Source organism: Planobispora rosea (assembly GCF_014648175.1).
Lineage (GTDB): Bacteria > Actinomycetota > Actinomycetes > Streptosporangiales > Streptosporangiaceae > Planobispora > Planobispora rosea.
This window is the reverse complement of sequence record NZ_BMQP01000002.1, coordinates 44,725-71,089: the sequence shown is the minus strand read 5'-3', so window position 1 is coordinate 71,089 and position 26,365 is coordinate 44,725. Positions and strand designations below refer to the sequence as shown.

General features: G+C 71.4%; 22 protein-coding genes and 1 riboswitch. Of the genes, 5 read left to right on the top strand and 17 right to left on the bottom strand.

What is annotated here, in order from left to right; translation table 11 throughout:
- Positions 1 to 60: 60 nt before the first annotated feature.
- The 6 genes from IEZ08_RS02170 to IEZ08_RS02145 all read right to left on the bottom strand — a co-directional run bounded on the left by IEZ08_RS02170 (position 61) and on the right by IEZ08_RS02145 (position 6,761).
- Entirely contained in the window at positions 61 to 1,401 is a 1,341-nt protein-coding gene (locus tag IEZ08_RS02170) for an ABC transporter substrate-binding protein (RefSeq protein WP_068922977.1), read from the bottom strand.
- An 886-nt stretch (positions 1,402 to 2,287) separates the two neighbouring features.
- Positions 2,288 to 3,094, bottom strand: a complete 807-nt coding sequence (locus IEZ08_RS02165; RefSeq protein ID WP_189241549.1) for a calcium-binding protein — start codon at positions 3,092 to 3,094, stop codon at positions 2,288 to 2,290.
- Between the two features lie 256 nt (positions 3,095 to 3,350).
- On the bottom strand, positions 3,351 to 4,082 hold the full coding sequence (locus IEZ08_RS02160) for a CHAP domain-containing protein (protein WP_068922979.1): 732 nt from the start codon (positions 4,080 to 4,082) through the stop codon (positions 3,351 to 3,353).
- Between the two features lie 16 nt (positions 4,083 to 4,098).
- A riboswitch (cyclic di-AMP (ydaO/yuaA leader) is annotated at positions 4,099 to 4,239 on the bottom strand.
- A gap of 222 nt (positions 4,240 to 4,461) precedes the next feature.
- Positions 4,462 to 5,289, bottom strand: coding sequence for an aldo/keto reductase (locus tag IEZ08_RS02155; protein WP_229802864.1), 828 nt, complete (start codon positions 5,287 to 5,289; stop codon positions 4,462 to 4,464).
- Positions 5,290 to 5,294: 5 nt separating this feature from the next.
- Positions 5,295 to 5,873 (bottom strand): TetR/AcrR family transcriptional regulator, encoded by a 579-nt coding sequence (locus tag IEZ08_RS02150; protein WP_068922981.1) that lies wholly within the window; start codon positions 5,871 to 5,873, stop codon positions 5,295 to 5,297.
- A 15-nt stretch (positions 5,874 to 5,888) separates the two neighbouring features.
- A complete protein-coding gene (locus IEZ08_RS02145; RefSeq protein WP_189241548.1) occupies positions 5,889 to 6,761 on the bottom strand; it encodes an oxidoreductase in 873 nt (290 codons plus the stop codon).
- Between the two features lie 209 nt (positions 6,762 to 6,970).
- On the opposite strand from IEZ08_RS02145, the gene IEZ08_RS02140 reads away from it, so the two are divergent.
- Positions 6,971 to 8,011, top strand: a complete 1,041-nt coding sequence (locus IEZ08_RS02140; RefSeq protein ID WP_189241547.1) for a hypothetical protein — start codon at positions 6,971 to 6,973, stop codon at positions 8,009 to 8,011.
- Positions 8,008 to 9,327, top strand: coding sequence for a DUF6716 putative glycosyltransferase (locus tag IEZ08_RS02135; protein ID WP_229802863.1), 1,320 nt, complete (start codon positions 8,008 to 8,010; stop codon positions 9,325 to 9,327). The genes IEZ08_RS02140 and IEZ08_RS02135 overlap by 4 nt, the downstream gene beginning before the upstream one ends.
- A gap of 321 nt (positions 9,328 to 9,648) precedes the next feature.
- On the opposite strand, the gene IEZ08_RS02130 is transcribed toward IEZ08_RS02135, so the two are convergent.
- Together IEZ08_RS02130 and IEZ08_RS02125 are read right to left on the bottom strand one after the other, a co-directional pair.
- Positions 9,649 to 10,992, bottom strand: coding sequence for an alpha-2,8-polysialyltransferase family protein (locus IEZ08_RS02130; RefSeq protein ID WP_189241546.1), 1,344 nt, complete (start codon positions 10,990 to 10,992; stop codon positions 9,649 to 9,651).
- A 70-nt stretch (positions 10,993 to 11,062) separates the two neighbouring features.
- The gene (locus tag IEZ08_RS02125) at positions 11,063 to 11,992 is read right to left on the bottom strand and encodes a glycosyltransferase family 2 protein (protein WP_068922986.1); all 930 of its coding nucleotides are present in this window, start codon (positions 11,990 to 11,992) and stop codon (positions 11,063 to 11,065) included.
- A gap of 522 nt (positions 11,993 to 12,514) precedes the next feature.
- On the opposite strand from IEZ08_RS02125, the gene IEZ08_RS02120 reads away from it, so the two are divergent.
- A complete protein-coding gene (locus tag IEZ08_RS02120) occupies positions 12,515 to 14,068 on the top strand; it encodes an RtcB family protein (protein WP_084779994.1) in 1,554 nt (517 codons plus the stop codon).
- 141 nt (positions 14,069 to 14,209) lie between these two features.
- On the opposite strand, the gene IEZ08_RS02115 is transcribed toward IEZ08_RS02120, so the two are convergent.
- The 3 genes from IEZ08_RS02115 to IEZ08_RS02105 all read right to left on the bottom strand — a co-directional run bounded on the left by IEZ08_RS02115 (position 14,210) and on the right by IEZ08_RS02105 (position 18,171).
- The gene (locus IEZ08_RS02115) at positions 14,210 to 16,270 is read right to left on the bottom strand and encodes an N-acetylneuraminate synthase family protein (RefSeq protein WP_189241545.1); all 2,061 of its coding nucleotides are present in this window, start codon (positions 16,268 to 16,270) and stop codon (positions 14,210 to 14,212) included.
- 218 nt (positions 16,271 to 16,488) lie between these two features.
- Entirely contained in the window at positions 16,489 to 16,689 is a 201-nt protein-coding gene (locus IEZ08_RS02110; protein ID WP_068922987.1) for a hypothetical protein, read from the bottom strand.
- Between the two features lie 345 nt (positions 16,690 to 17,034).
- Entirely contained in the window at positions 17,035 to 18,171 is a 1,137-nt protein-coding gene (locus IEZ08_RS02105; RefSeq protein WP_189241544.1) for a hypothetical protein, read from the bottom strand.
- 170 nt (positions 18,172 to 18,341) lie between these two features.
- Here IEZ08_RS02105 and IEZ08_RS02100 point away from each other — a divergent pair, with 170 nt between their 5' ends.
- Positions 18,342 to 18,836: an NUDIX domain-containing protein gene (locus IEZ08_RS02100; RefSeq protein ID WP_068922989.1), complete on the top strand. Its 495-nt coding sequence runs from the start codon at positions 18,342 to 18,344 to the stop codon at positions 18,834 to 18,836.
- Between the two features lie 66 nt (positions 18,837 to 18,902).
- On the opposite strand, the gene IEZ08_RS02095 is transcribed toward IEZ08_RS02100, so the two are convergent.
- From IEZ08_RS02095 to IEZ08_RS02075, 5 genes are all read right to left on the bottom strand, one after another.
- The gene (locus IEZ08_RS02095) at positions 18,903 to 19,373 is read right to left on the bottom strand and encodes an SRPBCC family protein (protein WP_068922990.1); all 471 of its coding nucleotides are present in this window, start codon (positions 19,371 to 19,373) and stop codon (positions 18,903 to 18,905) included.
- Positions 19,370 to 19,615, bottom strand: a complete 246-nt coding sequence (locus IEZ08_RS02090; RefSeq protein ID WP_068922991.1) for a hypothetical protein — start codon at positions 19,613 to 19,615, stop codon at positions 19,370 to 19,372. The genes IEZ08_RS02095 and IEZ08_RS02090 overlap by 4 nt, the downstream gene beginning before the upstream one ends.
- 148 nt (positions 19,616 to 19,763) lie before the next feature.
- Positions 19,764 to 21,317, bottom strand: a complete 1,554-nt coding sequence (locus IEZ08_RS02085) for a serine/threonine-protein kinase (protein WP_268249307.1) — start codon at positions 21,315 to 21,317, stop codon at positions 19,764 to 19,766.
- A gap of 52 nt (positions 21,318 to 21,369) precedes the next feature.
- Entirely contained in the window at positions 21,370 to 22,461 is a 1,092-nt protein-coding gene (locus IEZ08_RS02080) for an alpha/beta hydrolase (protein ID WP_189241543.1), read from the bottom strand.
- 116 nt (positions 22,462 to 22,577) lie between these two features.
- Positions 22,578 to 23,357 carry an NAD(P)H-dependent oxidoreductase gene (locus IEZ08_RS02075; protein ID WP_068922993.1) on the bottom strand — a complete coding sequence of 260 codons (780 nt, stop codon included), beginning with the start codon at positions 23,355 to 23,357 and terminating at the stop codon, positions 22,578 to 22,580.
- 138 nt (positions 23,358 to 23,495) lie between these two features.
- Here IEZ08_RS02075 and IEZ08_RS02070 point away from each other — a divergent pair, with 138 nt between their 5' ends.
- Complete coding sequence (locus IEZ08_RS02070) at positions 23,496 to 24,305, top strand: helix-turn-helix transcriptional regulator (protein WP_068922994.1); 810 nt, start codon at positions 23,496 to 23,498, stop codon at positions 24,303 to 24,305.
- Positions 24,306 to 24,353: 48 nt separating this feature from the next.
- On the opposite strand, the gene IEZ08_RS02065 is transcribed toward IEZ08_RS02070, so the two are convergent.
- Positions 24,354 to 26,231 carry a carbohydrate-binding module family 20 domain-containing protein gene (locus tag IEZ08_RS02065; RefSeq protein WP_229802862.1) on the bottom strand — a complete coding sequence of 626 codons (1,878 nt, stop codon included), beginning with the start codon at positions 26,229 to 26,231 and terminating at the stop codon, positions 24,354 to 24,356.
- Positions 26,232 to 26,365 lie beyond the last annotated feature (134 nt).

Genomic DNA, 26,365 nt, shown 5'->3' with positions numbered 1-26,365 from the left:
GGCAGGGCGACGGGCCCGGCGGCGGGGTGGCCGCCGTCGGGCCCGTCGGGGGAGAGGGGGTCAGCCCGCTGCCTTGGTGCCGGCCTCGATGAACTTGTCCCAGGCCTCGGCGTAGGGGATCGAGCCCTTGTCCATGCCCTCCAGGACCTTCTCCGCGGCGGTCTTCACCTGGGCGTGCTTCTCACCCAGGAAGACCGGGAGCAGACCCTCGGTCGAGGCGCCGAAGATCTTGCCGACCGGCGCGTCGTTGAAGTACGGGTTCGTCTTGTCCGCCACCGCCGGGTCCTTCTGCGCGACGAGGGAGCTCGGGAAGGCGTTGGCCTCCTTGAAGGCCGCGATGTGGCCGTCCTTGCCGGTGAGGTAGTTCAGGACCTCGGCGGCCTCCTTCGGGTGCTTGCTCTGCGCCGGGATGGCCAGGTAGGAGCCGCCCCAGTTGCCGGCGCCGCCGGGAACCGCGGCCACGTCCCAGTTGCCCTTGTTCTCCTCACCGGCGTTGCCCTCGATCACGCCGACCATCCAGGCGGGGCAGCCCATGACGGCGAAGGCGCCCTTCTTGGTACCGGCGTTCCACTCGTTGGTGAAGGAGGCCAGCTTGGCGGTCAGGCCCGCCTCGCTGAAGGACTTGACGGTGTCGAACGCGGTCTTGATGGCCGGGTTCTTGTCGATGACGAGCTGGTTGTTGGTGTCGAAGTAGGCGATGTTGCCGTTCTTCGGCGCCTCCTGCGACAGGATCGTGTTGTAGAGCGTGTTCGGGCCGTCGAGGAACTTGGTGCCCGGCACCTTCTCCTGGAACTTCTTGCCGACCTCCATGAAGGCGTTCCAGTCCGGCCAGAGCTTGCCCACCTCCTCGCGGTCGCCCGGCAGGCCGGCCTTCTCGAACAGGTCCTTGCGGTAGCACATGGCCATGCCGCCGATGTCGGTGCCCAGGGCGAACAGCTTGCCGTCCTTGTTGATGCCGTTCTCCCACTTGGCGGCGGGGAAGTCGGCCTTGCGGCTGTCCAGGCCGTACTGGCCGAGGTCGGTGAAGAACTGCGGGCGGGCCTTCATGAGGCCCATGGCGCCCTCGTCGATGCCGACGATGTCGCCGGTGCCGCTGCCGGCCTGCAGCTTCTGCAGCAGCTGGGGCAGGTAGACGTCCTCGAACCGGTCGGTCAGGTTCTCGTGCTTGACCTGGATGTTCGGGTGCTCGGCGTTCCACTTCTTGACGGCCTCGCCGTAGCCGAAGTTGTTGCCGCCGCCGAAGGTGTGGACGGTGATGGTCACCGGCTCGGCCGGGGCGGAGGAACCGCCGCCGGCGTTCGTGGCGGCGGGCTCGTCCGAGCCGCAGGCGGTGAGGGCCATGGCGCTGGCCGTCAGAACCGCGATGGCGGCGAGCTTGCCCTGCCGCTTGGTGTTCAACATTCCGGACCCCTCTCAGGTGGTCGCCCGAATCGATGGGAGGTGGCGCCGCAGACTGTCCCCGACAGCTCAGTCCGCGGCGGGTGGTTCGTCAGCGTGTTTGGGAGCGCTCCCACGAAGAGTGGACGAAGTGCCACGCGGGCGTCAATATCTCGAAACTCAACCGTTACATCGCGGCTACATGCTCGGCTCAGAGAGCTCTTAACTATGGCAAAGGCCCCAAATGAGTTGTTGGGAGCGCTCCCATAGCGCGAGGTGTCATCGGGGTGCTTCCCGCCTCATATGCCGCCCTGAGGACCTGTGATCACTGTGAGTGCAGACGTCGCGAGCGGCTCGTGCGTGGCCGCGCGCACGGGGCGTCGCGGTCGCCGGGGCGGCCAGACGGCTCGGCGGCCGAGCACCCGAGCCGGCGGTGCGGGGTGGGTGGAGGTCGTTCTCCGGAAAGCCCGGCGAGCCGGCATCGGATAACTGAGATGAACTTATGGCGAAATAAAATAAAAAGGAGACTTCCGCTGGTGAACCCCTGAAACGCCGGTCCCAGGCCGGAGGCTCCCTGCCGGGATGGCGGGCCCTCCTGGCCTGGAGGTACGGCGGACCTCGCGGTGACCGGCCGTGATCACCCCGGCCTCCTCGGGCGGGGTGACGGGGAACGCGCCGGGCCGGGACGGACGGCCGGCGGAAGCGGGAGGGCACCCGATGGGCGACGATGATGACGTCGGCGCGAATTCTCGTGATAAATGGTATTCGGCCGCCATTTTCCGCTTGCGAAGACAGGGGAAATGGCGGATGCCAATGGTCCCGCGAGCGGGGAGGCCGCTCGCGGGGTGTGGGGTGGGACGGTGCGGCGCCGTGCCGGGGTGCGGTTCCCGGGGGAGCGCACCGGCTCGGGTCAGCTGTTGACGGTCTCGCAACCGGTCGGCTGGTCGGCCGCGTCGGCGTCCGCGATGTCGCCGGTGCCGGAGCCGCAGCTCACCGCGGCGTCGAAGCCTCCGTCGGCGGCCACGATACGGTCGTTTCCGCCGTTGGCGGTGAGACGGTCGTTGCCGCCGAGACCGTTGATGATCTCTGGCGCGTTGTCGCCCTCGATGGTGTCGCCGAACCGGCTGCCCACGACGACCTCGACGTCACCGAGCACCTTGTCGCGGTCGATGTTCCCGCCGGCGTTGCGTCCGTCGTTGTTGACGGTGTCCTTCCTGATGAAGACGCCGACGTTCGCCTGGGCGTAGCTGACCATGTCTCTGGATCCGGCGTCGCCCTGGTAGGTGAGGGTGGTTCCGCCGCCGGTGGACAGTCCCGCGTTGAAGACGTCGGAGCCGTCGCCGCCGCTGACCGCGCCGGTGAGCGGGACGCGGGCGGTGAAGGTGTCGTCGCCGCCGCCCAGGTTCGCCGACAGGCCGGTGACGCCGGTGCCGCAGTCGACCACTTTGGCGTTGACCTGGGTGCAGCCCTTGCCGGGGGTGGCCTTCAGGGTTCCGGTGGTGTTGGTCACGCGGAAGACCGAGCCCGCCTTGAGCACCTCCACGGTGTCGTTCACCGCGGTGGTGCCGGGCACGATCGTGATGGCGCCGGACACGCGCTCGACGATGAGGTCGCCGGGGGCGATGGCGGCCTGACCGGTGCCGGGGATCGCGGTCAGGGCGGCGACGAGGCCGCCGAGCATGGTCAGGCGCATCGCGCCCCGCTTGAGGGTGTTCATGTGCGGTTCCTTGTGTGAGATGGGGTGGCGAGCGGGTCAAGTCGAGTCCTGCTCACCTTTCGTCCTCATGGTCGGGGAGGAGGACGATCCGTCTCTGCGCAAAACTGCACGCTTGCCGGGCCTTCCGGCAGGTAAAGATCCACACTGTGATCTCGGGCACCGCCGCGGGGGACCGGTCGGCGTGCTCCGCCGGCGGCTCTGAAACCCGCGAGGGGTACGGCTCGCATGAGCCGTACCCCTCGCGCGGTGGATGCGATCAGCCGCTGTAGACCGGGTAGCCGTACCCGACGACCTGCCACTTCGGCCGGACCCGCTGCTCGACGTTGCCGTTGCCGGTGTTGCCCTCGATCGTGGTGATCGTGCCGTCGCCGTTGTCCCTCTTCACGAAGCCGACGTGGTCGATCCCGTAGACGCTCTGGCCGCCCTTCCAGTCGAAGAAGACGACCGCGCCCGGCTCGGCCTGGGTGCCCCAGTGCCCGTTGTTCCTGAACCACTGGGCGTGGGTGACGGTGTAGGCGTCCCAGCCGACGGTGGGGCGGATGCCTGCCTGCGCGCCGACCCAGGAGACGAACATGTCGCACCAGGGGGCGTTGGCGTACCCGTTCACACTGCCGCCGTCGCGGGCGATGGTCTCCTGCACCCGGGGAGAGCTCATGTACCAGGAGTGGAACTTGGTGCCGCCGCCGGCGGCGTTCTCCGTGATCCCGATCTGCTGCTCGGCGATGGCCAGCAACTGCCCGGCCGAGACCTTGGGCAGCCCTTCGGCGATGACCTGGAGGCGGGTCTTGGGGCTGGCGGCGGGCGATTGCGCCGTCCGGGCGGCCTGGGACGCCCCGGTGGCGGGAGCGTTGAGGGGCCGGCCCGTCCCGGTGTCGGCGAGCGCGGAGGGAGCGGTGGCGGTGCCGCCGGTGAGCGCGACCGACATGCCGACCGCGACGCGGGTCAGGTGGCGCTTCTTGGGCGGGGGAACTCGGCGGTGCTTGCCCATGGAGGGATACGACTCCTTGCTCGGCTTCCAGTGCCTACCGGGTTAGCTGACGGGTTCGGGCTGGGAAGTGCCCTACGGCGCGCAGGCGCGCCGATTCACCCCGGGGAACACATGGGTTCCCGGCTCCGCGGGTTCGCGGATTAGGCGTCCGTGCTCATCCCATCGGCGGGCGGGCCGGTGGGATGAGCGGCGCACGGGCAAGGTCTGGCCAAGCGGAGGGCGGGAACGCCTCTCGGCGTCCCCGCACGCTCCTGCTGTCGACAAAAAAGTGTAAAAGTCCTGGAAAATGGGTTGATGTGGGGCTGGGCCGGCCGCCGGAGACCGGGACCGGGGCCGGGGCCGGGGTCGGGGCCGGGAACAGCCTCCTCCGGCCGGACGGTCAGCCCGCCCGGTTGAAAGCGGCGGGATCCGGGCCCAGGCGCGTGCCGCTGTCCAGCCCGGCGATCGCCGCCATGTCATCGGCGTCCAGCTCGAAGCCGAAGACGTCGATGTTCTCCGCGATGCGGGACGGCGTGACCGATTTGGGGATCACCACGTTGCCCAGCTGAAGGTGCCAGCGGAGCACCACCTGGGCCGGGCTCCTGCCGTGCTTGTCGGCGAGCTTGCCCAGGACCGGCTCGTCCAGCAGCCTCCCGCCCTGGCCGAGCGGGCTCCACGCCTCGGTGACGATGCCGCGGGCGGCGTGGTACTCCCGCAGCTCGGCCTGGGGAAGCATCGGGTGCAGCTCGATCTGGTTGACCGCGGGGACGATCTCACTCTCCCCGAGCAGCCGTTCCAGGTGCTCCACCGGGAAGTTGGAGACCCCGACGGCCCGGACCCGGCCCTCGGAGTGGAGCCGCTCCAGCGCCCGCCACGTCTCCACGTACTTGTCCAGCGCGGGGAGGGGCCAGTGGATCAGGTAGAGATCGAGGTAGTCCAGGCCGAGCCGGTCCATGCTCGCGTCGAAGGCGCGCAGCGCCGCGTCGTGACCGTGGTCGTCGTTCCAGAGCTTGGTCGTGACGAACAGCTCCTCGCGTGGCACGCCCGACTCGCGTACGGCGCGGCCCACGCCCTCCTCGTTGCGGTAGAGCTTGGCGGTGTCGATGCTGCGGTAGCCCGCCTCGATGGCGGCGGTCACCGCCGTGTACGCCTCGGCGTCGGGAACCCGCCAGACGCCGAAACCGAGCTGTGGCATCCGCACGCCGTTGTTGAGAGTGACGAAGTCCATGCTTTTTATGATCCCGTACCGGCCCAGGAGCGGATCAGGGGGAGCAGCGTCCCGTCGACGGCGCCCTCGACGAACGTCCGGTCCAGCGGTTCGCCGGTGATCAGCAGCCGGTGCCAGACCAGCGCCTCGACCACCGTCCTGAGCCGCGCCGGATCGATCGCGCCGGCCAGCTCGCCCCGCTCCCGGGCGCGGTCGAGCAGCGGGACGGTGCCGGTGATGTCGGGGCGGTGCACGTTGTCGCGCAGAGCCCCGGCCAGGTTGGGGTTCGTGAGCAGGCCGGGGAGGAGCCCGACGATCATGCTGTGCTTACGCCGCAGGACGTCGCAGAAGCCGGTGACCGCCTCGACGAGGTCCTCGCGCATCGTCCCGGTGTCGGGCGGCGCCGGGACATCGAGCTCCAGATGGTTGCAGACCAGGTCCACCACGAGCGCCTCCTTCCCCGGCCACCTGCGGTAGATCGTGGCCTTGCTGGCGCCGGCGCGTCTGGCGATCTGGTCGACGGACATCCGCTCGAACCCGACCTCCGCAAGCAGTTCCTGCGTCGCGTCGAGGATGGCGCGCTCACGGGACGGGTCAAGACGCAAAGTGCCTCCGAATGCCTAGACGTGCGGGTCGAACATCTCGAATCGTACGCCGGTGAGCTCCTCCGACGTCTCCCAGAGCCGCCGGGCCACGGCCTCGTCCAGCGCGTGGGGCCTGGGCCGCAGTTCCCTGGGACCGGGACCGATGAACTGGCCGCCGCGGACGGCCGGGGAGGTGGCCGCGTAGAGAGAGGGGACCGCGCCCTTCTCCGCCGACTGGATGAAGAGCCGTCCCAGCGTCATGAACGGCCGGGTGAACACCCCCAGCTTCACGATGCCGGTGAGCGTCGTGCCGGGGTGGACGGCCACGCTGAGCAGACGTCCCTCCGCCCGGCGGTGGAGCTCGCGGGTGAACAGCAGGTTGGCCAGCTTGGAGCGGCCGTAGGCGGAGAACCTGTTGTAGCCGTGCTCCAGCCCGAGGTCGTCGAAGTCGATCCTGCCGAGGGCGTGCGCGTCGCTGGAGACGGTGACCACCCGGGCGCCGGGCCTGGCCAGCAGCCGGGGCAGCAGGAGCCCGGTCAGCGCGAAATGACCCAGGTGGTTGGTGCCGAACTGCGTCTCGAAGCCGTCGGCGGTGGTGCTGCGGGGGATCAGGCCGACCCCGGCGTTGTTGACCAGCACGTCGAGCGGTTCGTCCACGGTGGCGGCGAACTCGCGCACCGATTTCAGATCGGCCAGGTCCAGCCGCCTGAGCTCGACGTCCGCCTCCGGGACCTCCGCCTTGATCGCCTCCAGCGCGGCCCGGCCCTTCGTGAGATCGCGTGCGGTCATGACGACCCGGGCGCCGTGCCTGGCCAGTTCCAGGGCGGTCGGCACGCCGATGCCGCTGTTCGCCCCGGTGACCAGCGCGGTGGAGCCGGTCAGGCGGGGGATGTCGGCGGGTGTCCACATGGTTCGCTCCTCGTCATGCGGTGATTAGTGTACGGAACCGTTTCGTACACCACGCTAGGCGGCCGCGGCCCGGTGTGCAACGGTGTGATCCGGCAGAGCCTCGCCGGCGGCCGGCGGTGTCCCGACGGAGTCGGGCAGGGCACGGTGTGGTCCGGTGTTCACCTCCGGTTCCCGGCCGCGTAAGGCCGCCCGGCTACGGTGGGCGGGTCGTGAACGGGTCATCGCCCGGCGTGGAGGAAGACGGTCGAGACCACGCGCGGGAGCAGGGTTCGGCCGTTGCCTGGGTGGAGTCCCCGCTGCAGATGCTCTGCGCGGTGGAGGCCCACCACGCGGGACTGCTGGGCGCCCGGACCAGACTGCTGCCCCGGGCGAAGCTGCGCCCGCTCGCCGTCACCCGGCGGGAACTGGGGCGGCTCTCCCTGCCGGAGGGCCTGGAACTGGCCGAGCCCGAGCCGGACATGCCGCGGCCCGGGCGGCACACGACCTGGGTGGTCGGCGACGCCTTCTCCGGGAAGGTCCAGCTCGCCTGGATCACCGCCTTCCCGCGCCGCGTCGTGATCGTCGATGACGGGCTGGCCACGATCAGGCTCCTGGAACTGCTCTCCGGGCGCGTGGGGGCGCCGCTGCTGCGGGCCCGCGCCACCGCCGGGCCGCTGCGGACCGTGCTGGGCGTCGCGGCCGGTCTCCGGCTCCGGCTGGCCGCCCGCTCCGGCAAACTGTCGATCTTCACCGCGCTGCCGGTGCCCGACGCGCTGGCGCGGGCCGTCCGGGACACCGGGGCCGAGCTGGTCACCCACGAGTTCGCCTGGCTGCGCTCCCAGCCGCTGCGCCGGCCCCGCCCCGAGGAGCGCACCGTCGTCCTGGGCACCTCGCTGGTCCGCAACGGCCTCATCCACCGCGACCGCTACTTCACCTGGCTGGCCGGTCTCGGCTCGGACGGGCCGGTCGCCTACTTCCCGCACCGGAGGGAGGATCCCCAGGACCTGGCCCGGGTCCGGGAGCAGCCCGGGATCACCGTCTACGACGGCGGGGTGCCCGCCGAGATGACCCTGCGCGGGCTGGCCGCCGAGCAGCGGGTGCTGAGCCTGCCCTCCACCGCGGTCACCTCCCTGCGGGTCCTGCTGGGGGCGCGGGGCGTGGCGGTGGAGACGGTGGAGGTCCCCGACGAGTGGTGGACCGCCCAGGCCGCCCCGTCGCTGCGCTCCCATCTTTCGATGTTCGCCCATCACGACACTGGAGTCAGCAGTTGAAAGTCCTGGCCGTGGCCGACTCGGATTCCTACCTGAAGTGGGCCGCCTGCCTGCTGGGTGACCTGCCCGAGGGATGCACGACGGAGCTGGCGGTGATCCGCACACCCATCACACCGTCCCCGGCGCAGATCCACGCCGCCGTGGCGGGGGCGCCGTGGTTCCGCCCGGCCGCGCCCGAGGCGCAGGGCGGAGGCGGGCCCGGGGCGCAGGGCGGAGGCGGGCCCGGGGCGCAGGGCGGAGGCGGGCCCGGGGCGCAGGCCGGAGGCGGGCCCGGGGCGCAGGCGGGCGACCCGCCGGTGTTGTCGGCTCGGGCGCTGCGCCGTACGGCCGAGCGATTCCGGCCCGACGCGATCCTGCTGGCCTGTACCGGACCCGTGGTGGACATCCTGGCCGCGGACGTGCTCGCGGGTCTGTCGCCGAGACCGGTGTTCGTCTCCGGACTGCCCGGCGTCTCGATCCCGGCGACGGAGAAGGCCTGGCTGTTCCGGAGCGGATGCGAGCTGTTCGTGCTGCACAGCGGGCGGGAGGTGCGGGAGTTCACGGAGGTCGGGCGGCGGCTGGGCGGCGGCGGTCAGGTGGGGCTGGCCCGCCTGCCCTTCCTGCACGAGAGCGGCGAGGTCCCCGTCACCGGGCCGCGCAACCGGATCGTCTTCGCCACCCAGGCCAAGGTGCCCAAGCGGCGCGAGGAGCGCGAGCGCATCCTGGCCTCCCTGGCCGAACTGGCGGGACGGCGACCGGACCTGGACGTGGTGGTCAAGCTCCGCGCGCTGGACGGGGAACGGCAGACGCACAACGAGCGCCACCACTACCAGCGCCTCTGGCGGGAGCTGGGCGGGAGCGAGGACGCGCTCCGCTTCGCGGTGGGGCCGATGCACGAGCACCTGGCCCACGCGGCCGGGTTCGTCACGGTCAGCTCCACCGCGGCGCTGGAGGCGATCGCCCAGTCCGTTCCGCTGCTGGTGCTCTCGGACTTCGGGGTCAGCGCCGAAATGATCAATCTGGTCTTCGAGGGCAGCGGCGTGCTCGGCACCCTCGACGACCTGTCCCAGGGACGTTTCCACACCCCGGACGCGGAATGGTGCCGGGCCAACTACTTCCACGCCGGCTCGGAGAACGACTGGGCGAGCAGGCTGGTCACCCTCGTCGGCCAGGCCCGCTCGGGCCGCCTCGAACCGGCCCGCTCACTGCTCGACGGCCCGCAGCACGCCGCCGCCCGCCGCCGCGCCCGGCTCCGCGTCGAGGTGCCGCCCAAGGTGCTGCGCGTCGGCTACCGGGCCAAGCGTCGGATGCGCCGCTACCTGAAGGCACTGGGGTGAGTCCGGGGGAGCACGACGGGATATTCGCTCCACACCGTTCCCGGCGGAGGCTGTCGTGGTCGCCATGGAGCGCTTCGCCGCCTGGCGCATCCGCCGCTGAGGGCCGGCTCGCCGTCCGACACCGGGCCGCGGGCGGCACCGCGCGGGCATCGCGCTGTGCGAGCACGCCTTCGGCGAGATGCGGGCCCTCGAAGCCGAGGTGGTCGAGATCGGCACCGGTGGCGTTATCAGCCCGGGTGGGTGCCGTCGCCGTACGCCCGGGTTGATCGCGCCTCGCCGCGCACCCGCGCCCCGCCCGGCCTGAGGCGCGTCACCGGTGCCCTACGACAGTGCCCGGGACAGCCGGCGGCGGAGCCGGCCGAGGGTTCCGGGCACCGCCGCGGCGAGGGACGGCGGGGTGGGGGGGAGAAGGTCCAGGGCGGACAGGCGCTGGCGCTTGAAGTAGCGGGCGGGGCCGTGGGCGGACAGGTAGTCCTCGGCGGTGCCGCGCAGGTCCGGGTAGGCGTCGCTCTGCATGCAGTAGCCGACCGCGTGGACCAGGCCCGGCAGGTCGGCCTCAGGGGGTTCCTCCAGGGATCCGTCGGTCCCCAGGCGGGGCAGGAGGGCGTCGGTGATCGTGACGGGGATGCGGTTGCTGTTCTCGTACGGCGCCAGCCGCTCCAGCACCAGCTCCCCGCCGACGGTCGCCGCCGGCAGGCCGAAGTGGCGCCGGGCGGTGACCAGCGCGGTGGAGAAACACCCGACCACCAGCTCCGGCCGCAGGGCCGCGAAGGACGATTCCGCCGGGACGGTCCCGTCCGCCACGTCGAGCCGGACGCCCAGCTCTGCGGCCGTCGCGCGCAGTTCCCGCGCGTGCCGGCGGCCGGCGGCCGGATGCGGCTTGAACAGCACGGAGCCGAATCCCCGGGCCGCCAGGCCGCGCAGCATGTCCGCGTGGAGCGCGGTCTCCTCCTCGGGGGTGACGATGTCGAGCGCCGACAGGTACTGGCCGAGGATCATCGCCCGGCCGCTCTCCGGCGCGCTGCTCTCCGAGGTCCCGTTCGCTGACGCGCCGTTCCCCGCCGCGCCGGTCTGCGATGCGGCGGAGACTTCGGTGAGAACCCGGAGGAACGCCTCATCCCCGATGATCCGCGCGGGCACGCCGTACTCCGACAGCAGCAGCGGTGACAGACCCGGCACCAGGTCCAGGTGGAGCAGGCGGGTGATCCGCCCGGCGATCTCGGTGGGCAGCGGGTCACGGGTCGGGCCGTAGCTCATCAGGCCGTCGGAGTAGACCGTGATCGGGCAGTCCCGGATCAGTCCGGCGATGGTCCGCGCCGGGGGGACCGCGACGGACTCCACGATCAGCTCGTCCGGGCCGTCGTCCAGGGACAGGTGGGAACGGAGCAGACGGCCGATCATCGGCACCTCGACGACCCGGGCCTTCCAGTCCGACGGGTGCAGCGGCGCCACGATCTCGTTCCACGACCACACCTCGTCGAAGCGCGGGCGCAGCGCGGCGAAGCCGGGCGCCCGGTCCAGCGACGGGGTGATCTCCGGGATGGCCGCGTTGGTGGAGACCAGCAGGATCCTGCGGTCCTCGTGCGCCCCGAACACGCCCTCGTCCAGTGCGGCGGCCAGCGTCATCGCGCCGAACAGCGTCGAGGCGTAGAACAGCTGTGTCATCGGTTTTCTCCGCTCGTCGCCGGTCCGGGCCGGTGGGCCGGGGCCGTGGACTCCGGTCGTGGTGGGCAGGTCACCGGGCCTCCAGCAGCCGGCGCAGGATCTCGTCGCGTTCGGGGTCCAGCCTGGTGGCCGCCAGCAGGTCCGCGGGGAGCCGCCGCAGGGCGTCCGCGCCCCGCCGCTCGAAACGGGCGCGCAGCTCCGGGGTGAAACGTTCGCCGAGCTCCAGATGGTGGGCCAGCAGCGCGCAGAACTGGCGGACGGCCTTGGCCCCGAACTCCTCCGGCAGGTCGTCGAAGACCAGCTCGAAGGCGTCGAAGAAGTGCAGCTGGCGCTCGTCGCCGATCTGGGTCAGCGAGCCGGGCACCATCCGCCGGTAGAAGAGGCCGGTCAGGGAGACCACCGCGAACGAGCTCGCCTGAAGGTGCAGCCGCCAGATCCAGGGGCGGTCCTCGGCGGTGTGCAGGCGCCCCGGGAAGGTCAGCAGCTCGTCCAGGTCGCGGCGGTAGATTCCGGCCCAGGCGTAGGGATAGTCGACCATGGTCTTCGACCGGGCGGGCAGGATGTGCTCACGCGGCTTGAGCACGGTCTCCCGTACGGCCAGCGGCGCCCGGTGGATCACCCGCTTGCGGCCCTCCGCCTGCACGTGGTCCACCCGGACGAAGTCGCAGCCGAGCCGCTCGATCGCGCCGACCAGGTCGGCGAGGTAGCCGGGGGCGAGCCAGTCGTCGCCGTCCATGAAGGTCACGTAGCGGCCGGAGGCCAGCGAGAGCCCCAGATTGCGGGCGTCGGCCAGCCCCGTCGGGGTCTCGTTCCGCAGCACGACGAGGCCGGGTAGGTCGTCGCGGAAGTCCTCGATGACCTGCCCGGTCTGATCCACCGATCCGTCGTCCACGATGATGAACTCGAAATCCCGGTGCGCGTTCCCGGCCAGCGAGGTCAGCGCGTCGGAGATGTAGAGCTCGGCGTCCCGCACCGGGACGACGACCGACAGCTTGATCAAGTTCTTCCCTCACGGGTCTCGGCACGGGTGCGGACGCCTGAACCGTAGCGATCTCTGAAGTGTCCGGGCTGAACGCGCCGGGACGCGGCGGTGAACACTCGGGGACGCGGGCGGTGCGGCGGTGCGGGCGGCAAGGGCCACGGGCCGGTAGAGGGGTACGGGCCGGTAGAGGGACGTGGACGGTAAAACCGGTTGGGCCCGCAGGACGCCGCTGTTAGCGTTGGTCCCACCTCGCGGCTGCTGAACCCCGGGGAGTCCGCCGCCGGTCCTGACACCGGCGCGCCGTCCGGCGTGCCCGCCGGTTCTCCGCGCCATCGGTGCGGTGGCGCGACCCGTTCGCGAAGCCTGCCCGGATCGCATCCCGGCTCCCCTGCGCAAAAGCCCGTCCGAAGCTCGTTGACGGAGTCCATCCACGCAGTTCGTTGACGGAGCTCGTGCACAGGGCTCATCCGGAGCCCGTCGACCGGGGGACCCGCCCTTTCCGCACCGGGCCCCTCCATCAGCAGCCCACAGGAAGGCCACATGGCGAATCACCGACGGCACGGCCCCGCCGTGCCCCAGCAGGACCCGCGACTGGTCCGCACCGACGACGACTGGCTCCACCTGCCCAACCGGTGGGGCATCCCGGTGGACATCTGCGCCGGGACCGACGTGCCCATCGAGTCCGGCGCCGTCGACGAGATACTCACCGTGCTGGAGACCGCCGACACCCTGGAGCGGCTGGGCGCGGTCACCGGCCACACGGGGGCGGAGATCGACCGGGTCGTGCTCACCCCCGACGTCCACAAAGGCGCCGGCATCCCGATCGGCACGGTGCTCCAGACCCGCGGGGTGCTCATCCCCCAGGCGGTCGGCAACGACGTCAACTGCGGGATGAGGCTGGAGACGACGTCGCTGACCGTCGACCGGGTGCGTCCCCGGCTGGACGCGCTGGAACGCCGGCTGCGGCATCTGTTCTTCGAGGGCGGCCGGCGCATCGCGCTGTCCGGCGTCCAGCGGGAGGCGCTCCTGCGCGAGGGGCTGCCGGGACTGCTCGGCGCCGGGGCGCCGTCCGCTCCCGGGGCGCCGCAGGCGGACGGGGTGTGGAGGGCGCTGCGGCCCGGTGACGCGGCGCCCGGCCGGATCCACGGAGCGCACTGTCCGGCCGCGACCGCGGACGCGTTCCGGGACTGGATCCACAGCGCGGGCGGCACCAGCTACGACAGCGTCATCGGCAGCGTCGGCGGCGGCAACCACTTCGCCGAGCTGCAGTACGTCTCGGCCGTGCACGACCGCCAGGCCGCCTACGCCTGGGGGTTCGGCCTCGGCCAGGTGGTGCTGATGGTGCACAGCGGCTCCCTGTCGCTGGGGCAGCGGGCCAACGCCGTGGGGCTGGAACGGGCGCGGGCGGCCTGGCCCGGCGGGGTCCCCCTCCCGGGCAACAGGATCATCCCCATCATGCCGGGGGAGCGCTCGGAGCCGGCGCGGCGCCGCTACCTCGACGCGTTCGGCAACGCGGCGAACTTCGCGGTGGGCAACCGGTTCTTCCTCGCGCTGATGATGCGCGCCGGGCTGGCCGCCGAGTGCGGGGAACTGGACGGGGAGCTGGTGTACGACGCCCCGCACAACCTGCTGTGGCGGTACGGGGACGAGCGGGTCGTGCACCGCAAGGGCGCGACGCCGGCGGGTGGGTACGCCGAGGCGGAGGGCGGGCCGTACGCGATGTGGGGTGAGCCCGTCATCGTCCCCGGCTCGATGGGGGCGGCCAGCTACGTGATGCGCGGGCGGGGCAACCCGCGGACGCTGGCGAGCGCCTGCCACGGCGCCGGTCGCAGGGTGCGGCGGGGTGCGGCGGTCCGCGCGAGCGACGCGGCCCTGGACGCCTTCCTGCGGGAGTTCCGGGTGGTCACTCCGCTCGACCACCGCGACCCGGCCGTAGCCCGCCGTTCCGACGTGATGGCCGCCTGGCGCCGCGACCTCAAGCAGGAGGCGCCGTGGGTCTACAAGGACATCGGCCCGGTGGTCTCGAGCCTGAGCCGGGCCGGGGTCGCCGACCCCGTGGTCGAATTGCGTCCCCTGCTGACGGTCAAGGGCTGAGCCCCGGCCGCGGGACGGGAGCGGAACCGCCGGAGGCCCGTCGCCGGGCGGGCGACGGACCTCCGGCGGGACGGCCCGGCCGGGGCACCGCTGAACCGTCGGACCGGCGGGTCGTCAGACCGGTGGACGACCGGTGGACCGTCAGACCGTGACGCGGCGCAGGCGGGACTTGGGCGCCTCCTCGCCCGGGAAGACCCGCTTGACGCCGTCACCGAGGGCGGTCTCGATGATGCGGATGTCGCGGACCAGGTGCTCAAGGCCGGAGGGCTCCAGCGAGGCGGCGTGGTCGGAACCCCACATGGTGCGGTCCAGGGTGATGTGCCGCTCCACGGCCACCGCGCCGAGCGTGACGGCCGCCAGCGAGATCTGCAGGCCGCGCTCGTGGCCGGAGTAGCCGACCGGCACGCCGTACCGCTCCTGGAGGGTGGCGATCGTGCGGAGGTTGGCCTCCTCGGGAGGGAGCGGGTAGGTCGAGGTGGCGTGCATCAGCACCAGCTTGGAGGTGCCGAGGATCTCCACGGCCTGGTCGATCTCCTCCAGCGTGGACATGCCGGTGGACAGGATGATCGGCTTCCCGGTGGCGGCGAGGGCGCGCAGCAGCTCAAGGTCGGTCACGCTGGCCGAGGCGACCTTGTGCGTGACGACGTTCATCTCCTCCAGGAACTCCACCGACGGCACGTCCCACGGCGAGGCGAACCAGTGCAGGTCGCGCTCGGCGGCGTACTTGGCGATCTCGTTGTACTCGTCCGCGCCGAACTCGGTGCGGATCTTGTACTCCATGTAGGTCATCTCGCCCCACGGCGTCTGCCGGATCTGGTCGCGCTGCTCCAGCGGGACGCAGATCTCCGGCGTGCGCTTCTGGAACTTGACCGCCTGGCAGCCCGCGTCCGCCGCCACGTCGATCAGCCGGCGCGCGATGTCCAGGTCGCCGTTGTGGTTGATGCCGATCTCGGCGATCACGTAGACCGGCTGGTCCGAGCCGACCAGCGCGTCACCGATCTGCACCGGCCGGGCGACCGGGGACAGTCGGAGCTCGGTCCGGTGGGCCGGGGCCTCGGCGATCTCCGGGCGGGCCGCGAGGACCCGGTCGCACAGTTCCCGTACGGCGCCCGCCCCGCCCGGCCGGGTGAGCACCACCCGGGCCGCGGCGCGGACCCTGGGGTGGGCGTCGGGGACCGTGACCGGCCAGCCGACCTCGCTCATCGGGCCCAGGTCGTTGACGTCGTTGCCGACGTAGGCGACCCGCGCCGGGTCCAGGCCCTCGATGGCCAGCCAGTCGCGCAGCACGGTCCGCTTGTCGGTCAGGCCCTGCAGGACCGGGACGCCGAGCTTGCGGGCGCGGGCGGCGACCACCGGGTTGTGCTCGGTGGACATGATCATCAGCTTGACGCCGGAGCGGCGCAGCAGGGAGATGCCCATGCCGTCGGTACGGCTGACCGCGACCATCTCGCGGCCCTCGGAGTCGACGTAGGCGCGGTCGTCGGTGTGCACCCCGTCGAAGTCGGTGATCACCGCGTCCACGTCGATGGGCTCGGGCCGGTCCACGAACGGCGCCAGGGCCCGGACGACCTCCAGGTCCTCGGGGGTGTCCACCTCGACGGCGTGCTGCGAGGGCACCGGCTGCACGGCGATCGAGCCGAAGAAGCGGTGCCCGTGCTCACGCAGGCCCTCGGTGCGCATCACGTAGAACGCGCCGGTCTCGCGGTAGTGCGGCTCCCGGTCCTGGCGGCGCGGACGGAACGCCGGATCGTGGTTGACGCCCTTCATGGTCGCGTTCGCGGCGTCCCACAGGAACTCGTGCGTCTCCAGCCCCGAGAAGACGACGTCGGCCGTACCGTCGAGGACCCGCGCGATCGCGGCGTCCAGGTCGGACGGGTCGATGAAGGCGCTGGTGCACTGGACGAGCAGGACCACCTCGGGGGTGACGGAGAGCTGGTCGAGCGCGTGCAGCACCGCCGACTCGCTGGAGGCCGTCGCCCCGCTCAGCTCACCGGGCCGGTCGACGACGGTGGCGCCGGCGGTGCGGGCGGCTTCGGCGATCTCCGCGTGGTCGGTGCTGACCACGACCCCGTCGATCAGCTCGGCCTGGGTGCAGGCCTTCACCGCGCGGGCGACCAGGGGAGTTCCGCCTACGGCGGCCAGGTTCTTCAGCGGGACACCCGCCGAACCTCCACGGGCGGGGATGACGGCCAGGACTCGCAAAGTGACTCCTCTTACCTACGGCAGCGCCCCTGAGCTGGGGTGTTAAGAACGCTAGCCACGAGGGTGACCGGAAAGGGGTGTGCGAGCTGAACGTCCAGAGTCGCTCATCTGAACTTTCCGCGCGGGTGGAGCTCCCGCCGGACGGGGTTCCGGGATGAGAAAAGCGCCACGGGGGGCGTGAAGCCCGCCCGTGGCGCCGGGTGAATCGAGGTGATCCGTTACGGGGTGAAGGTGTCCCGCGGGGACTCGCCAGGCTGCTGCCTGCCGGCCTCCTTGCCCTTCTTCGCAGCCTGCTTGCCCTGGGTCCTGCCCTGGGTCCTGCCCTGGCTGCTCTGCCCCCGGTTGGCCATGTCCTCGTTCCCGGACTGCCTGCCGGTGAGGTCCTTGGCCCTGCCCCGACTCTGATCGGCGTTCGTCATGGTGCCTTCCCCGTTGGAATGACAGATTGTCGAGCGATGTCATAACCGGAAATTAGGGCGATAATCGCGATCTAAATATCTTTAAGGGACGCAACACCACTCTCTGGGGCCCGGTTGGAGCTTTCCAGAGAAAGCCGCGGCGCGTCGTCCCGATCCCCGGGCGTCCACCGGGCCAGGATCGAGCCGCGCACCACGAGCTCGGGGGCGAAGAGGTACTCGGCGGCCCTGCTGATGCGGCAGCGCTCCCTCGTCGGCTTCGCCGCCCCCTGGTTTCGTGCCCACCGCACGCCCGGATAGCACGGCAGCCGGAGATGCCGTTGATCATGACGGTGGGTAGTTGTCCGGTTAGAGAAGATTGGTGCCCGCGAAAGCGACGAGGAGCACCAGCAGGGCCTCCAGGCCGTAGACGATGTTCTGTCCCGTGGTGCCGAAGAGCACGAAGGCGATCGCGGCGACGACGCAGGCCACTGTGAGGACCAGATCGACCAGGCCGAGGATCAGGGCCACGACGAGCCGGATCAGGAACCAGAGGAATCCGAGCCCGAACCAGCTTGAGATGGTCGAATCATCGTAGGCCCACCGGGACAGCGCGAAAGGGGTGTAGAAGGAGGACTTCCAGTAGGCGTGCCACTTGTCCAGCGGCCCGGCGGTGCGCTCGCGAGTGGTGACCTGCGCCTCCTTGAACTCGACAGTCTGTACGTCTCCGGCGGTGACGTCGATCAGCACCTGTCCGTCGACCACCTGGATCGAGGAGGTGCCGTTCACCACGGCGGTGAGCTGACCGGACCCTCCCTTGAGCAGATAGATGTGATCGAAGCCGAGACTGTCCGGATTGTCGGGTGAGCCTTTCGCATCGCGGATGATGACATATACGGCGTTTTCGGCTTTTTCTGGGAGCGCATATTCCGCCCCGATCGAGAAGACCCCGATCGGGGTGACGATGGAGCTCTCGCCGGACACCTTGATCCCGGAGGGAGACCATTCGAACTTCACGGGGACGAACATCGGGTGGTACGTGGTCTTCACCTCTGTGCTCGAACAGCCGGTCGTCGCCAGAATCAGGATCGCGAGCAGGATCCTCATCGCCTTGCGGACGTCTGGGATCGGACTTTCCGCAGGCGGGTTCTGACCCGATCGCGCCGCCCGGACGGCGAGGACAACCGGCATGGGGCACTCCTTGGGACCCTCGGTGGTCGGTTGACGATGTCCCGGGATGTGAGACCTGGCTGCGGTGGAGCGGCGCGTGCGCGCCGAGAGGAAAGAGGTCCCGACGTTCCGGATATTCACCGTGCTCGTTGGTTGGAACGCCTTTGCGGAGGCGGAGGTTCCGTGCTTGTTCGGCTGGCGCTGACAGTTTATAGAAAGGATTTTGTGAAGTTCATACCGTACATGGTGGTAGTGAGATAGGAGAGGCTCGAGCGGCCTAATGATGGTTTTTGAGAAATGACGAACATTCTCTTCGTGGGCGCCGATCGCTTCCATGGGCAGGGGAGGGCGCGTTCCGAGGGGCGCCGCCGGTACGGCCCGCTCATTGCGGCTTCCGCCGCCTTCCGGCCCGGTGTCCACCGCTGACCGGTTTCCGGTATTGCCGGGACCGGGGGTGACAGGTTCAGGGGAAGGGGAGGAGGGGTGCGGCGGGTATCTTGATCTGGATGAGCAAGCCCCTCCTCGATCCGGAGCAGTGGTACGCCACGCTGCCCACGGCCTTCGTCTCCGCCTGTCTGCTGCTCACCGACGCCGACGACCGGGTGCTGGTGGTCAAGCCCAGCTACCGGCCGTACTGGATGATCCCCGGAGGCATCGTCGAGGCCGGGGAACTGCCCCAGGAGTGCGCGGCCCGGGAGATCGGCGAGGAGCTGAGCCTGGACGTGCGGGCCGGGGGACTGCTCGTCGTCCAGTGGTCCCCGCCAGTGGACGACCGGCCCCGGGCGATGGTCAACTTCCTGTTCGAGGGCGGTACGGTCGCCGACCCCGCCGGGATCCGGTTGCAGGAGGACGAGCTTGACGACGCCGCATTCCTGCCCTGGGACGAGGCGGCCGCCCGGCTCGCGTTCCACACCGTGCCCCGCCTCCTCGCCGCCCGCCGGGCCCGTGAGAGCGGACAGCCCGTCTACCTCTCGGACGTGTTCCCGGCGGCCGGCGGCTGAGGCCGTCCCCACGCGCCCGTCAGCCCTGCCCACCGTGAGGGTGCGATCGGACGAGGGGGCCCCGGCTCATGCCGTGTGGTCCCGGCCCTCCGGCCGGATCGTGGACAGCCAGGCCTCGATGGCGGTCCCCCACGAGGCGAGGAAGGCGGGGTAGCCCGCGGCGAACTCCTCCAGTTCCCGGGCGGCCGCGTCGGTGAGGGGCGTCAGATCGTAGGTGACGGTGACCTCGCTGTGCTTCCCGGCCTCGCTGTGCTTCCCGGCCGGCTCCAGTGCCACGGTGACGGTCCCGGCGCGGGAGCCGGGGGTGACGCGGGCGTAGGAGATGCTCCGGCCCGGCTCGCGGGCGAGCACCACCCAGACGGTCGCCTCCCCGTGGGCGCCGGTCTCGAAGACGGTGCCGGGCTCGGTGTCGTCCTCGGCGGGGACCGGGAAGCGGGGCCGCCAGCCGTCCACCCACTTCTCCTCGCCGCGGGCGGTGAACAGGTGGAACGCCTCGTCCGGCGGGAGCGGGACGGTGAGGGTGCCGGTGAGCTTCACGGTGTCTCCTTCAGCCGGTGCGCGTCGGCGGAGGTCAGTGTCAGGGAGTAGACCTCCTTGAGTTGTTCGATCTTGGCCATCGTCTCCGGGGAGAACGGGGGCCTGCCCTCGAAGGCGTGCAGGACGATGCCCTCCACGAGGTCTCCCAGGGGCATGTCGAGGTATTCGGCCAGGCCCTTGAGGACCTTGAGCATGCTCTTCTCGATCCGGAACCCCGTCTGCACCCGCTCGACTGTTACCATGATAACAAGTTACCATACTGCCGATATGGGGGAATGGTGAATCGGTTCCGCAGCGGCGGGGAGACGGGGGCGCCGGGGGCCGCCCCGTGACGCGGCTCCGGTGGCGGACGGGCGGGAGCCGTGCTCTGCCGCGCTCTACCTCGGCCGGTCAGATGAGCCGGAAGGTGCTGACGAAGGTGTCGAGGTGCGTGCCGGCCTCGGCCCACTCGCCCGCGGGGACGAAGAACCAGAACAGCCCGACGCCGCCGGAGTCGCGGACGAGACACCGGGCGTACAGGCGGAAGGAACGGCCCGCGGCGTCCGGATGGGAGAAGCGGAACTCCAGCTCGGCGGCGTGGCCGTCGGGGTAGGGGACCTCCTTGCGGCTGAGCTCCCGGTAGGAGGCGGGATCGATCAGCTTCTGGTCCTGCAGGCCGACGCGGAGCGCGTCGAGCAGGGCGGTCGGGCTCCTGGCCTCCTTCCTCTCCGGGTGGGCGAAGGCGCCCAGGTACCAGGAGGAGGAGAGGATCCAACCCCTGGGGCGTTCCCAGCTCACCTGGCTCCCGGACTCGTCCTTGGTCCAGTCGTCGGGCACCGCGATGGAGAATCCGCGCGAGTCCGTGTGGAGGGTGAAGCCGCGTGGCAGCGAGGCCGCGGCATCGGAGGGCGCCGCCGTGCCCTGGCCGGGTGACCGGACGGGCCCGCCCGCGGCGGTCTCCCGTACGGAGGAGCCCGCGGACGGGGTGACCCCGGGTCGGGCGTCCCCCCGCTGCACCCCCCAGACGATCACGGTGGTCACGGCGGCCGCGGCCAGCACCGATCCCGCCGCCACGGCCACCCGGCCGCGCACCGGTCCCGCCGCCACGGCCACCCGGCCGCGCGCCGGCTTCCCGGTGGACACCGGCGCGAGCAGCGTCAGCGCCTGCTGCGCGGTCAGCCGTCCGGCGGGGTCCTTGCGGAGCAGGCCGTCGATCACCGGGCGGAGCCGGTCCGCGTACCGGAACGGCGCGGGCGGCTGATTGACGATGGCCGCGATCGTGGCTACCACGCTCTCCCGCTCGAACGGCTTGCGGCCCTCCACCGCCTGGTAGAGCGTGACACCCACGGCCCACAGGTCGGAGGCCGCGGAGGCGGGTCTGCCGTCGATCTGCTCGGGGGCGAGGTAGGCGGGCGTGCCGGTGAGCGCACCGGTGGGCGGGCCGCTCCCCGTCGAGCCGGAGGCGTCGTGGGCCGCCGCCGCGATCCCGAAGTCGGTGAGCACGGCCCGGCCGTCCTTGAGCAGGATGTTGGCGGGTTTGACGTCCCGGTGCACGACCCCGGCCGCCTCGGCCGCGGCCAGCGCGGAGATCACCTGGTGACCGAGCTCGGCGACGCGGGCCTCGGGCAGCCGTCCCCCGGTCCTGATCACCTCGGCCAGGGACGGGCCGTCGACCAGTTCCATGACGATCCACGGCAGCCCGTCCTCCTCGACCACGTCGTAGACGGTGACGATGCCGGGATGGTCCCGCAGCCGGGCCGCCACGCGCGCCTCGCGGAGGGTCCGCCGTACCCGCCGCTCCCGTTCCGGGGCGGGCAGGGAGGCGGGCAGTGTGACCTCCTTGACGGCCACGGGCTGGTGGAGCAGCTCGTCCCAGGCCCGCCAGACGACGCCCATGCCGCCCTCTCCGAGGGGTGCCTGCAGCTGGTACCGCCGAGCCAGTGCACGTAACCGATCTTCCGGCATACAGGGCAACATAGTGGCTCCGCCCTATCCGGGTCACGGCCAGGCCGCCGGTTCAGCGGACGCCGATCGCCTCCAGCAGGCCGGGCAGGGCGCGCTCGAGGGCGCGCTCCCAGTACGGCCAGCTGTGCGTGCCGTCGCCGTAGAAGTCGGTCTCGACGGACAGACCGGCCTCGCGGACCCGCTTGACGAAGCTCCGCGCCTCGGCCAGCAGGAACTGCTCGCCGCCGTCCCCGGTCGCGCCGGGGCCGTCCAGCGGTCCCGGATCACCGTTTCCGCAGGAGACGTAGAGCCACACGCCCTTCAGCGCGGACGCCAGCCGGCGCGGATTGTGCGCGGCCCAGACGTCCTCGGCGCCGCCGGGGACGCCCCACAGGTCACCGGGGTCGAAGCCGTGACTCCGGACGATGCCCATCACCCCCTGGGGGCCGGCCTCGGGGTCGAGCACACCGGAGAAGGACGCCGCGGCCTGGAACGCGCCCGGGTGCCGGGCCGCGTACGACATCGCGCCGAAACCGCCCATGGACAGCCCGGCGATCGCCCGCCGGTCCCCGGCCCCGTACTCTTTCTCGACCACGCCCAGCAGCTCGGTCATGTGGAAGGTCTCCCACCTGGGCCCGCGCAGCCAGTCGGAGTAGAAGCCCGCCGGGCCGCCCTCCGGGATCACGACGATCACCGGCGCGCCGGCCGTCAGCCTCTCCGCGCCGCCGTACTCGACCCAGCCGAGATGGTCGGGACCGCAGCAGCCGTGCAGCAGGTAGAGCACCGGCCACGGCCCCGACCCCGGCTTCCAGCCGCGCGGCAGCAGGATGCGGGCCTTGGCGGTACGGCCCAGCGCGGGCGAGTGGAACGTCAGGTCCCGGGACCTTCCGCCGGCGTTCTCGCTCCGCACGTCCCGCACCGTGCCGGAAGGCGCCGGGGCGGGCGGGGACACGGCGGGCGGGGACACGGCGGGCGGGGACGCGGCGGGCGGGGACGCGGCGGGCGGGGACGGGGCGGGGGAGACCGCCGGAGCGGACGGGGACGCGGCCGGAGCGGAGGCCGCCGGCCCGGCGGGGTCCGGACGCAGGATCACGGTCGCGACCGCGGCCGCCACGACCACGGCGATTCCGGCCGCCACGGCCCACCACACTCGGACGGACTTCATCCCACTCCAGACCGCGTCAGGGGCGAGGGCGTCCGGGGACGCCCCGGGTCAGGTCTGACCAATCATGCCCTGCCGCACGGTTCAGCGGTACTGATCTTCCCGGGGCCGGATCGGCCTCAGGTCCGCACGTGCAGCCTGAAACCCGAGCGGCCTGCGGGCTCCAGCCCCTCCCTCAGGTGCAGCGAGGGGATCTCGTAGTCGCCGGAGTTCTGCCGCCGGAAGGCGATCGGCTCGGTCGACTCCAAGGTCAGCAGCCGCTGCTCCCACGCCTTGGCGATGTCCGGGAAGTCCTCACCGGTGGTCCGGTCCGCGCCGTACAGCACGAACGGCGGCAGCACCTCGATCCCCGGGTAGTAAAGGATCCCGTGGTGGATCGGGAACAGCAGGTCGTCGATCGGGCCGTTGATCCCGCGCTCGGCGTAGTGCGACTCCGGGCCGCCGACGGTCACCGACAGCAGCGCCCGCCTGCCCGCGAGGGTCCCCTCACCGAAACGCTCCCCGTACTTGACGTCGCTGTGCTCGCCGACGCCGTACGCGAAGTGGTAGGTGAAGACCCGGTCGACCCAGCCTTTGAGGATCGCCGGCATGGTGTACCACCACAACGGGAACTGGAAAATGATCATTTCCGCCCACAGCAGCTTCTCCTGCTCGGCGCGGACGTCCGGGGTGAGGGTCCCGGTGTCGAAGGCCCGTCCCGAGTCCGCGGCGACTCTCAGCGGGCTCGAAGCGGACGGGCCGAAGTCCCCGGCGTCCACGACCGCCTTCCAGCGCATTGCGTACAGGTCGCTGACCCGCACCTCGTGCCCCGCCTTCTCCAGTGTGGCCACCGCCAGGTCCTTCAGCGAGCCGTTGAGCGACCTCGGCTCCGGGTGTGCGTAGACGATCAGAGTCTTCACGTGAACTCCTTCGGGTCGGGTGCCTCCGATCCTCCGCACCCGGGCCGCCGCCGTTCAGGGGCGCCTCTTCCGCCGGACCCGGGTTCCTGGTAACGGCAGGGCCACCTTCACCGCCGGCGCCCACGGGATACTGGGCCCATGGACGATCTCGCGGGATTCCTGCGCACCCGCCGCTCCCGGGTCGACCCGGCAGGGGCGGGCATCCCGGCCGGCAGCCGCCGCCGGGTCCAGGGGCTGCGCCGTGAAGAGGTCGCGCACCTGTCCGGAGTGAGCGTCGACTACTACGTGCGCCTGGAGCAGGGCCGCGCCACGCAGCCCTCGGAGCAGGTACTCGACGCGCTCGCGCGGGTCCTCGGGCTCGACGACACCGAACGCGGGCACCTGTACCGGCTGGCCCTGCGGCGGCGCCGGAAGGCGAAGTCGCCCACCGGGCGATTGCGCCCCGAACTGCTGCGGGTCCTGGACCTGATCACCGACGCGCCCGCGCTCATCGTCGACCACCGCCTCGACGCCGCCGCCGGCAACCGCCTCGCCGAACTGCTGTACGGCCGCCCGGTGAAAGGTCTGAACACGGCCCGGCACATCTTCCTGGAGGAGGACGAGCGCGGCCTGTACGCCGACTGGGACCGGTGCACCCTCGACGTGGTCGGGCATCTGCGCCTGGCCGCCGGCAAGTACCCCGAGGATCCGCGCCTGGCCTCGCTGATAGGGGAGCTGGCGATGGGCAGCGAGCGCTTCCGGCGCCTGTGGGCCCGGGCGGACGTGCGCGCGCGGATGCACGGGCGCAAGGCGTACCGGCACCCCCTGGTCGGGGAACTGGAGCTGCATCAGGAGAACTTCGCGCCGCCGGATGAGTCAGGCATGGAGCTGCTGGTGCTCACGGCGGCCCCCGGCAGCCCCTCCGCGGACGCCCTGCGGCTCCTGGCCGGCCTGGGCGCCGGCGGGTGAGCGGCACGGGCACGGCCCGCGCCCGTGCCGCTCATCGCCGGTACGGGGTCAGCGCCAGGTATCGGTACGGGTCACCGTGCCGGACGCCGGGGTGGTGAAGGAGCGGTTGGGGTCGCTCTCCCAGGTCACCGAGCCGTCGGGGTTCTTCTTGATGTACTTGTAGGAGACCGTCCTTCCGGCGGGCAGGCTGACCGTGGCCTTCCAGACGGGGTAGTCGGCCGACGACAGCGCCACCGCGTTCTCCGGGTTCCAGGAGCCCAGCTCGGCCACGTCGCCGACGACGAAGACGTTCTGGCCCCAGTAGGTGGTCACGTTCGCGTCGAAGGAGGCGGCGATCTTTCCGGGGCTCACCGTCGGGGAGGGGGTGGCCGTCGGGGTCGGGGTGGGGCCGCCGCCGACGTGGACGGCGACCGCGCTCCTGGCGGGGACGGTGACGTTCGCGGTGCCGTCGGAGCCCACGGTCACCGAGCCGCTCCCGGCGACGTTGGCGTAGGTCCCGGCGGGCAGGCCGGTGGTGAAGGTGCGGGTGAGGGAGCCGCTCTGGTTGTTGATGGCGACCCAGCCCTTGTTCCCGCGGCTGAAGGCGATCAGGTTGTCGCCGTTGTCGTACCAGTTGGCCACGGCGGTGCCCGCCACGGCCTTGTGGAAGCCCACCATCCCGGTCATCTGGCGGTGGAAGCAGGTCCAGCGCCCGTTGCCGCAGTCGGTGTCGGTGACGAAGCCGCCGTTGGCCGAGGGCGGCCCGGCCTCCTTGTCGGTCCAGGTGAAGGAGGAGTAGACGCGCGGCGTGCCGTACGGCCAGGCCAGCATGAAGACGTTGGCCAGTTTGTAGGTGTCGCCGTACTTGTAGTTGAGCGTGGCGTCGTTCTTGGAGGCGTCCTTGCGCTCGGTGTCGTGGTTGTCGACGAACGTCACGGCCCTGTCGCCGGGCACCGACAGTCCCCAGCTCTCGCCGAACGTCCTCAGCCACTTGATCTGGCCGGTGAACTGCTCTTTCATTTTGCGGCCGAAGACGAACTCGTGCACGTCGCCGATGCCGGTGTACTGGCTCGGCTGGACCGCCTCACCCTCGCCGTAGATGACCTCCAGGTGCAGGTACGGCGAGCCGGTCAGCTTGGCCTTGATGGCGGCCAGGTCGTCGGGGTGGATGTGCTTGGCCGCGTCGATGCGGAAGCCGTCGACCCCCAGGGCAGTGAGCCTGTTGAGCCAGCCGGCGATCTGGTCGCGGACGTACCCGGATCCGGTGTCGAGGTCGGCCAGGCTGACCAGCTCGCAGTTCTGCACCCGCCAGCCGTTCTTCTTGTAGTCCTCGTCGTCGATGACGCAGGAGGGCGAGTTGCGGAAGTCCCAGGAGGAGTAGAGGCCGGGATAGTCGTACTTGCTGAAGGAGTAGCCGCCGTAGCTGGTGCTGCCCTGACCGGTCATGTGGTTGATGACCGCGTCGACGTGCACCTTGACGCCCGCGCCGTGGCAGGCGTCGATCATGTTCTTGAAGGCGTTCTCGTCGCCGAACTTGCTGGTGAGCGTGTAGCGGGCGGGCTGGTAGACGTCCCACCAGACCGAGCCGCCCTTGCTCATCGAGTCGTGCGGCGGGGAGACCTGGACGGCGCCGTACCCGGCCGGGCCGAGCACGTCGGTGCACTCGCGCGCGACTGAGTTCCAGTTCCAGCTCCAGAGCTTGACGATGGGACCGGTGCCGGCCGGGGGAGCGGCCTGGACGGCGGCGGCGGAGGAGGTGGCGCCGAGCGTGACGGGCACGAGCACGGCGGCGCCCGCCAGGACGCTCAGCGCCGCGGCGGCCAGGGCCGTACGGGTGCGCGTCCTGCGGGCGGAGGGCCGGAGGGCGGGTGATCGGGGGACGGAGGGCCGGAGGGCGGGTGATCGGGGGACGGAGGGCCGGGGGTCAGGGGATTTGTAGGATTCCACGGTGGGGCCTCCAGGAGTGATGGATGGGTTCCCGTGCCGGGCCGGGTGCTGCAACACCCGGCCCGGTGGCAGTCCCGGACCGGAGCGGTCCGGGCGTTCTCGGGGCCGTTCCCCGGACGGCCCGATCTCTTTCC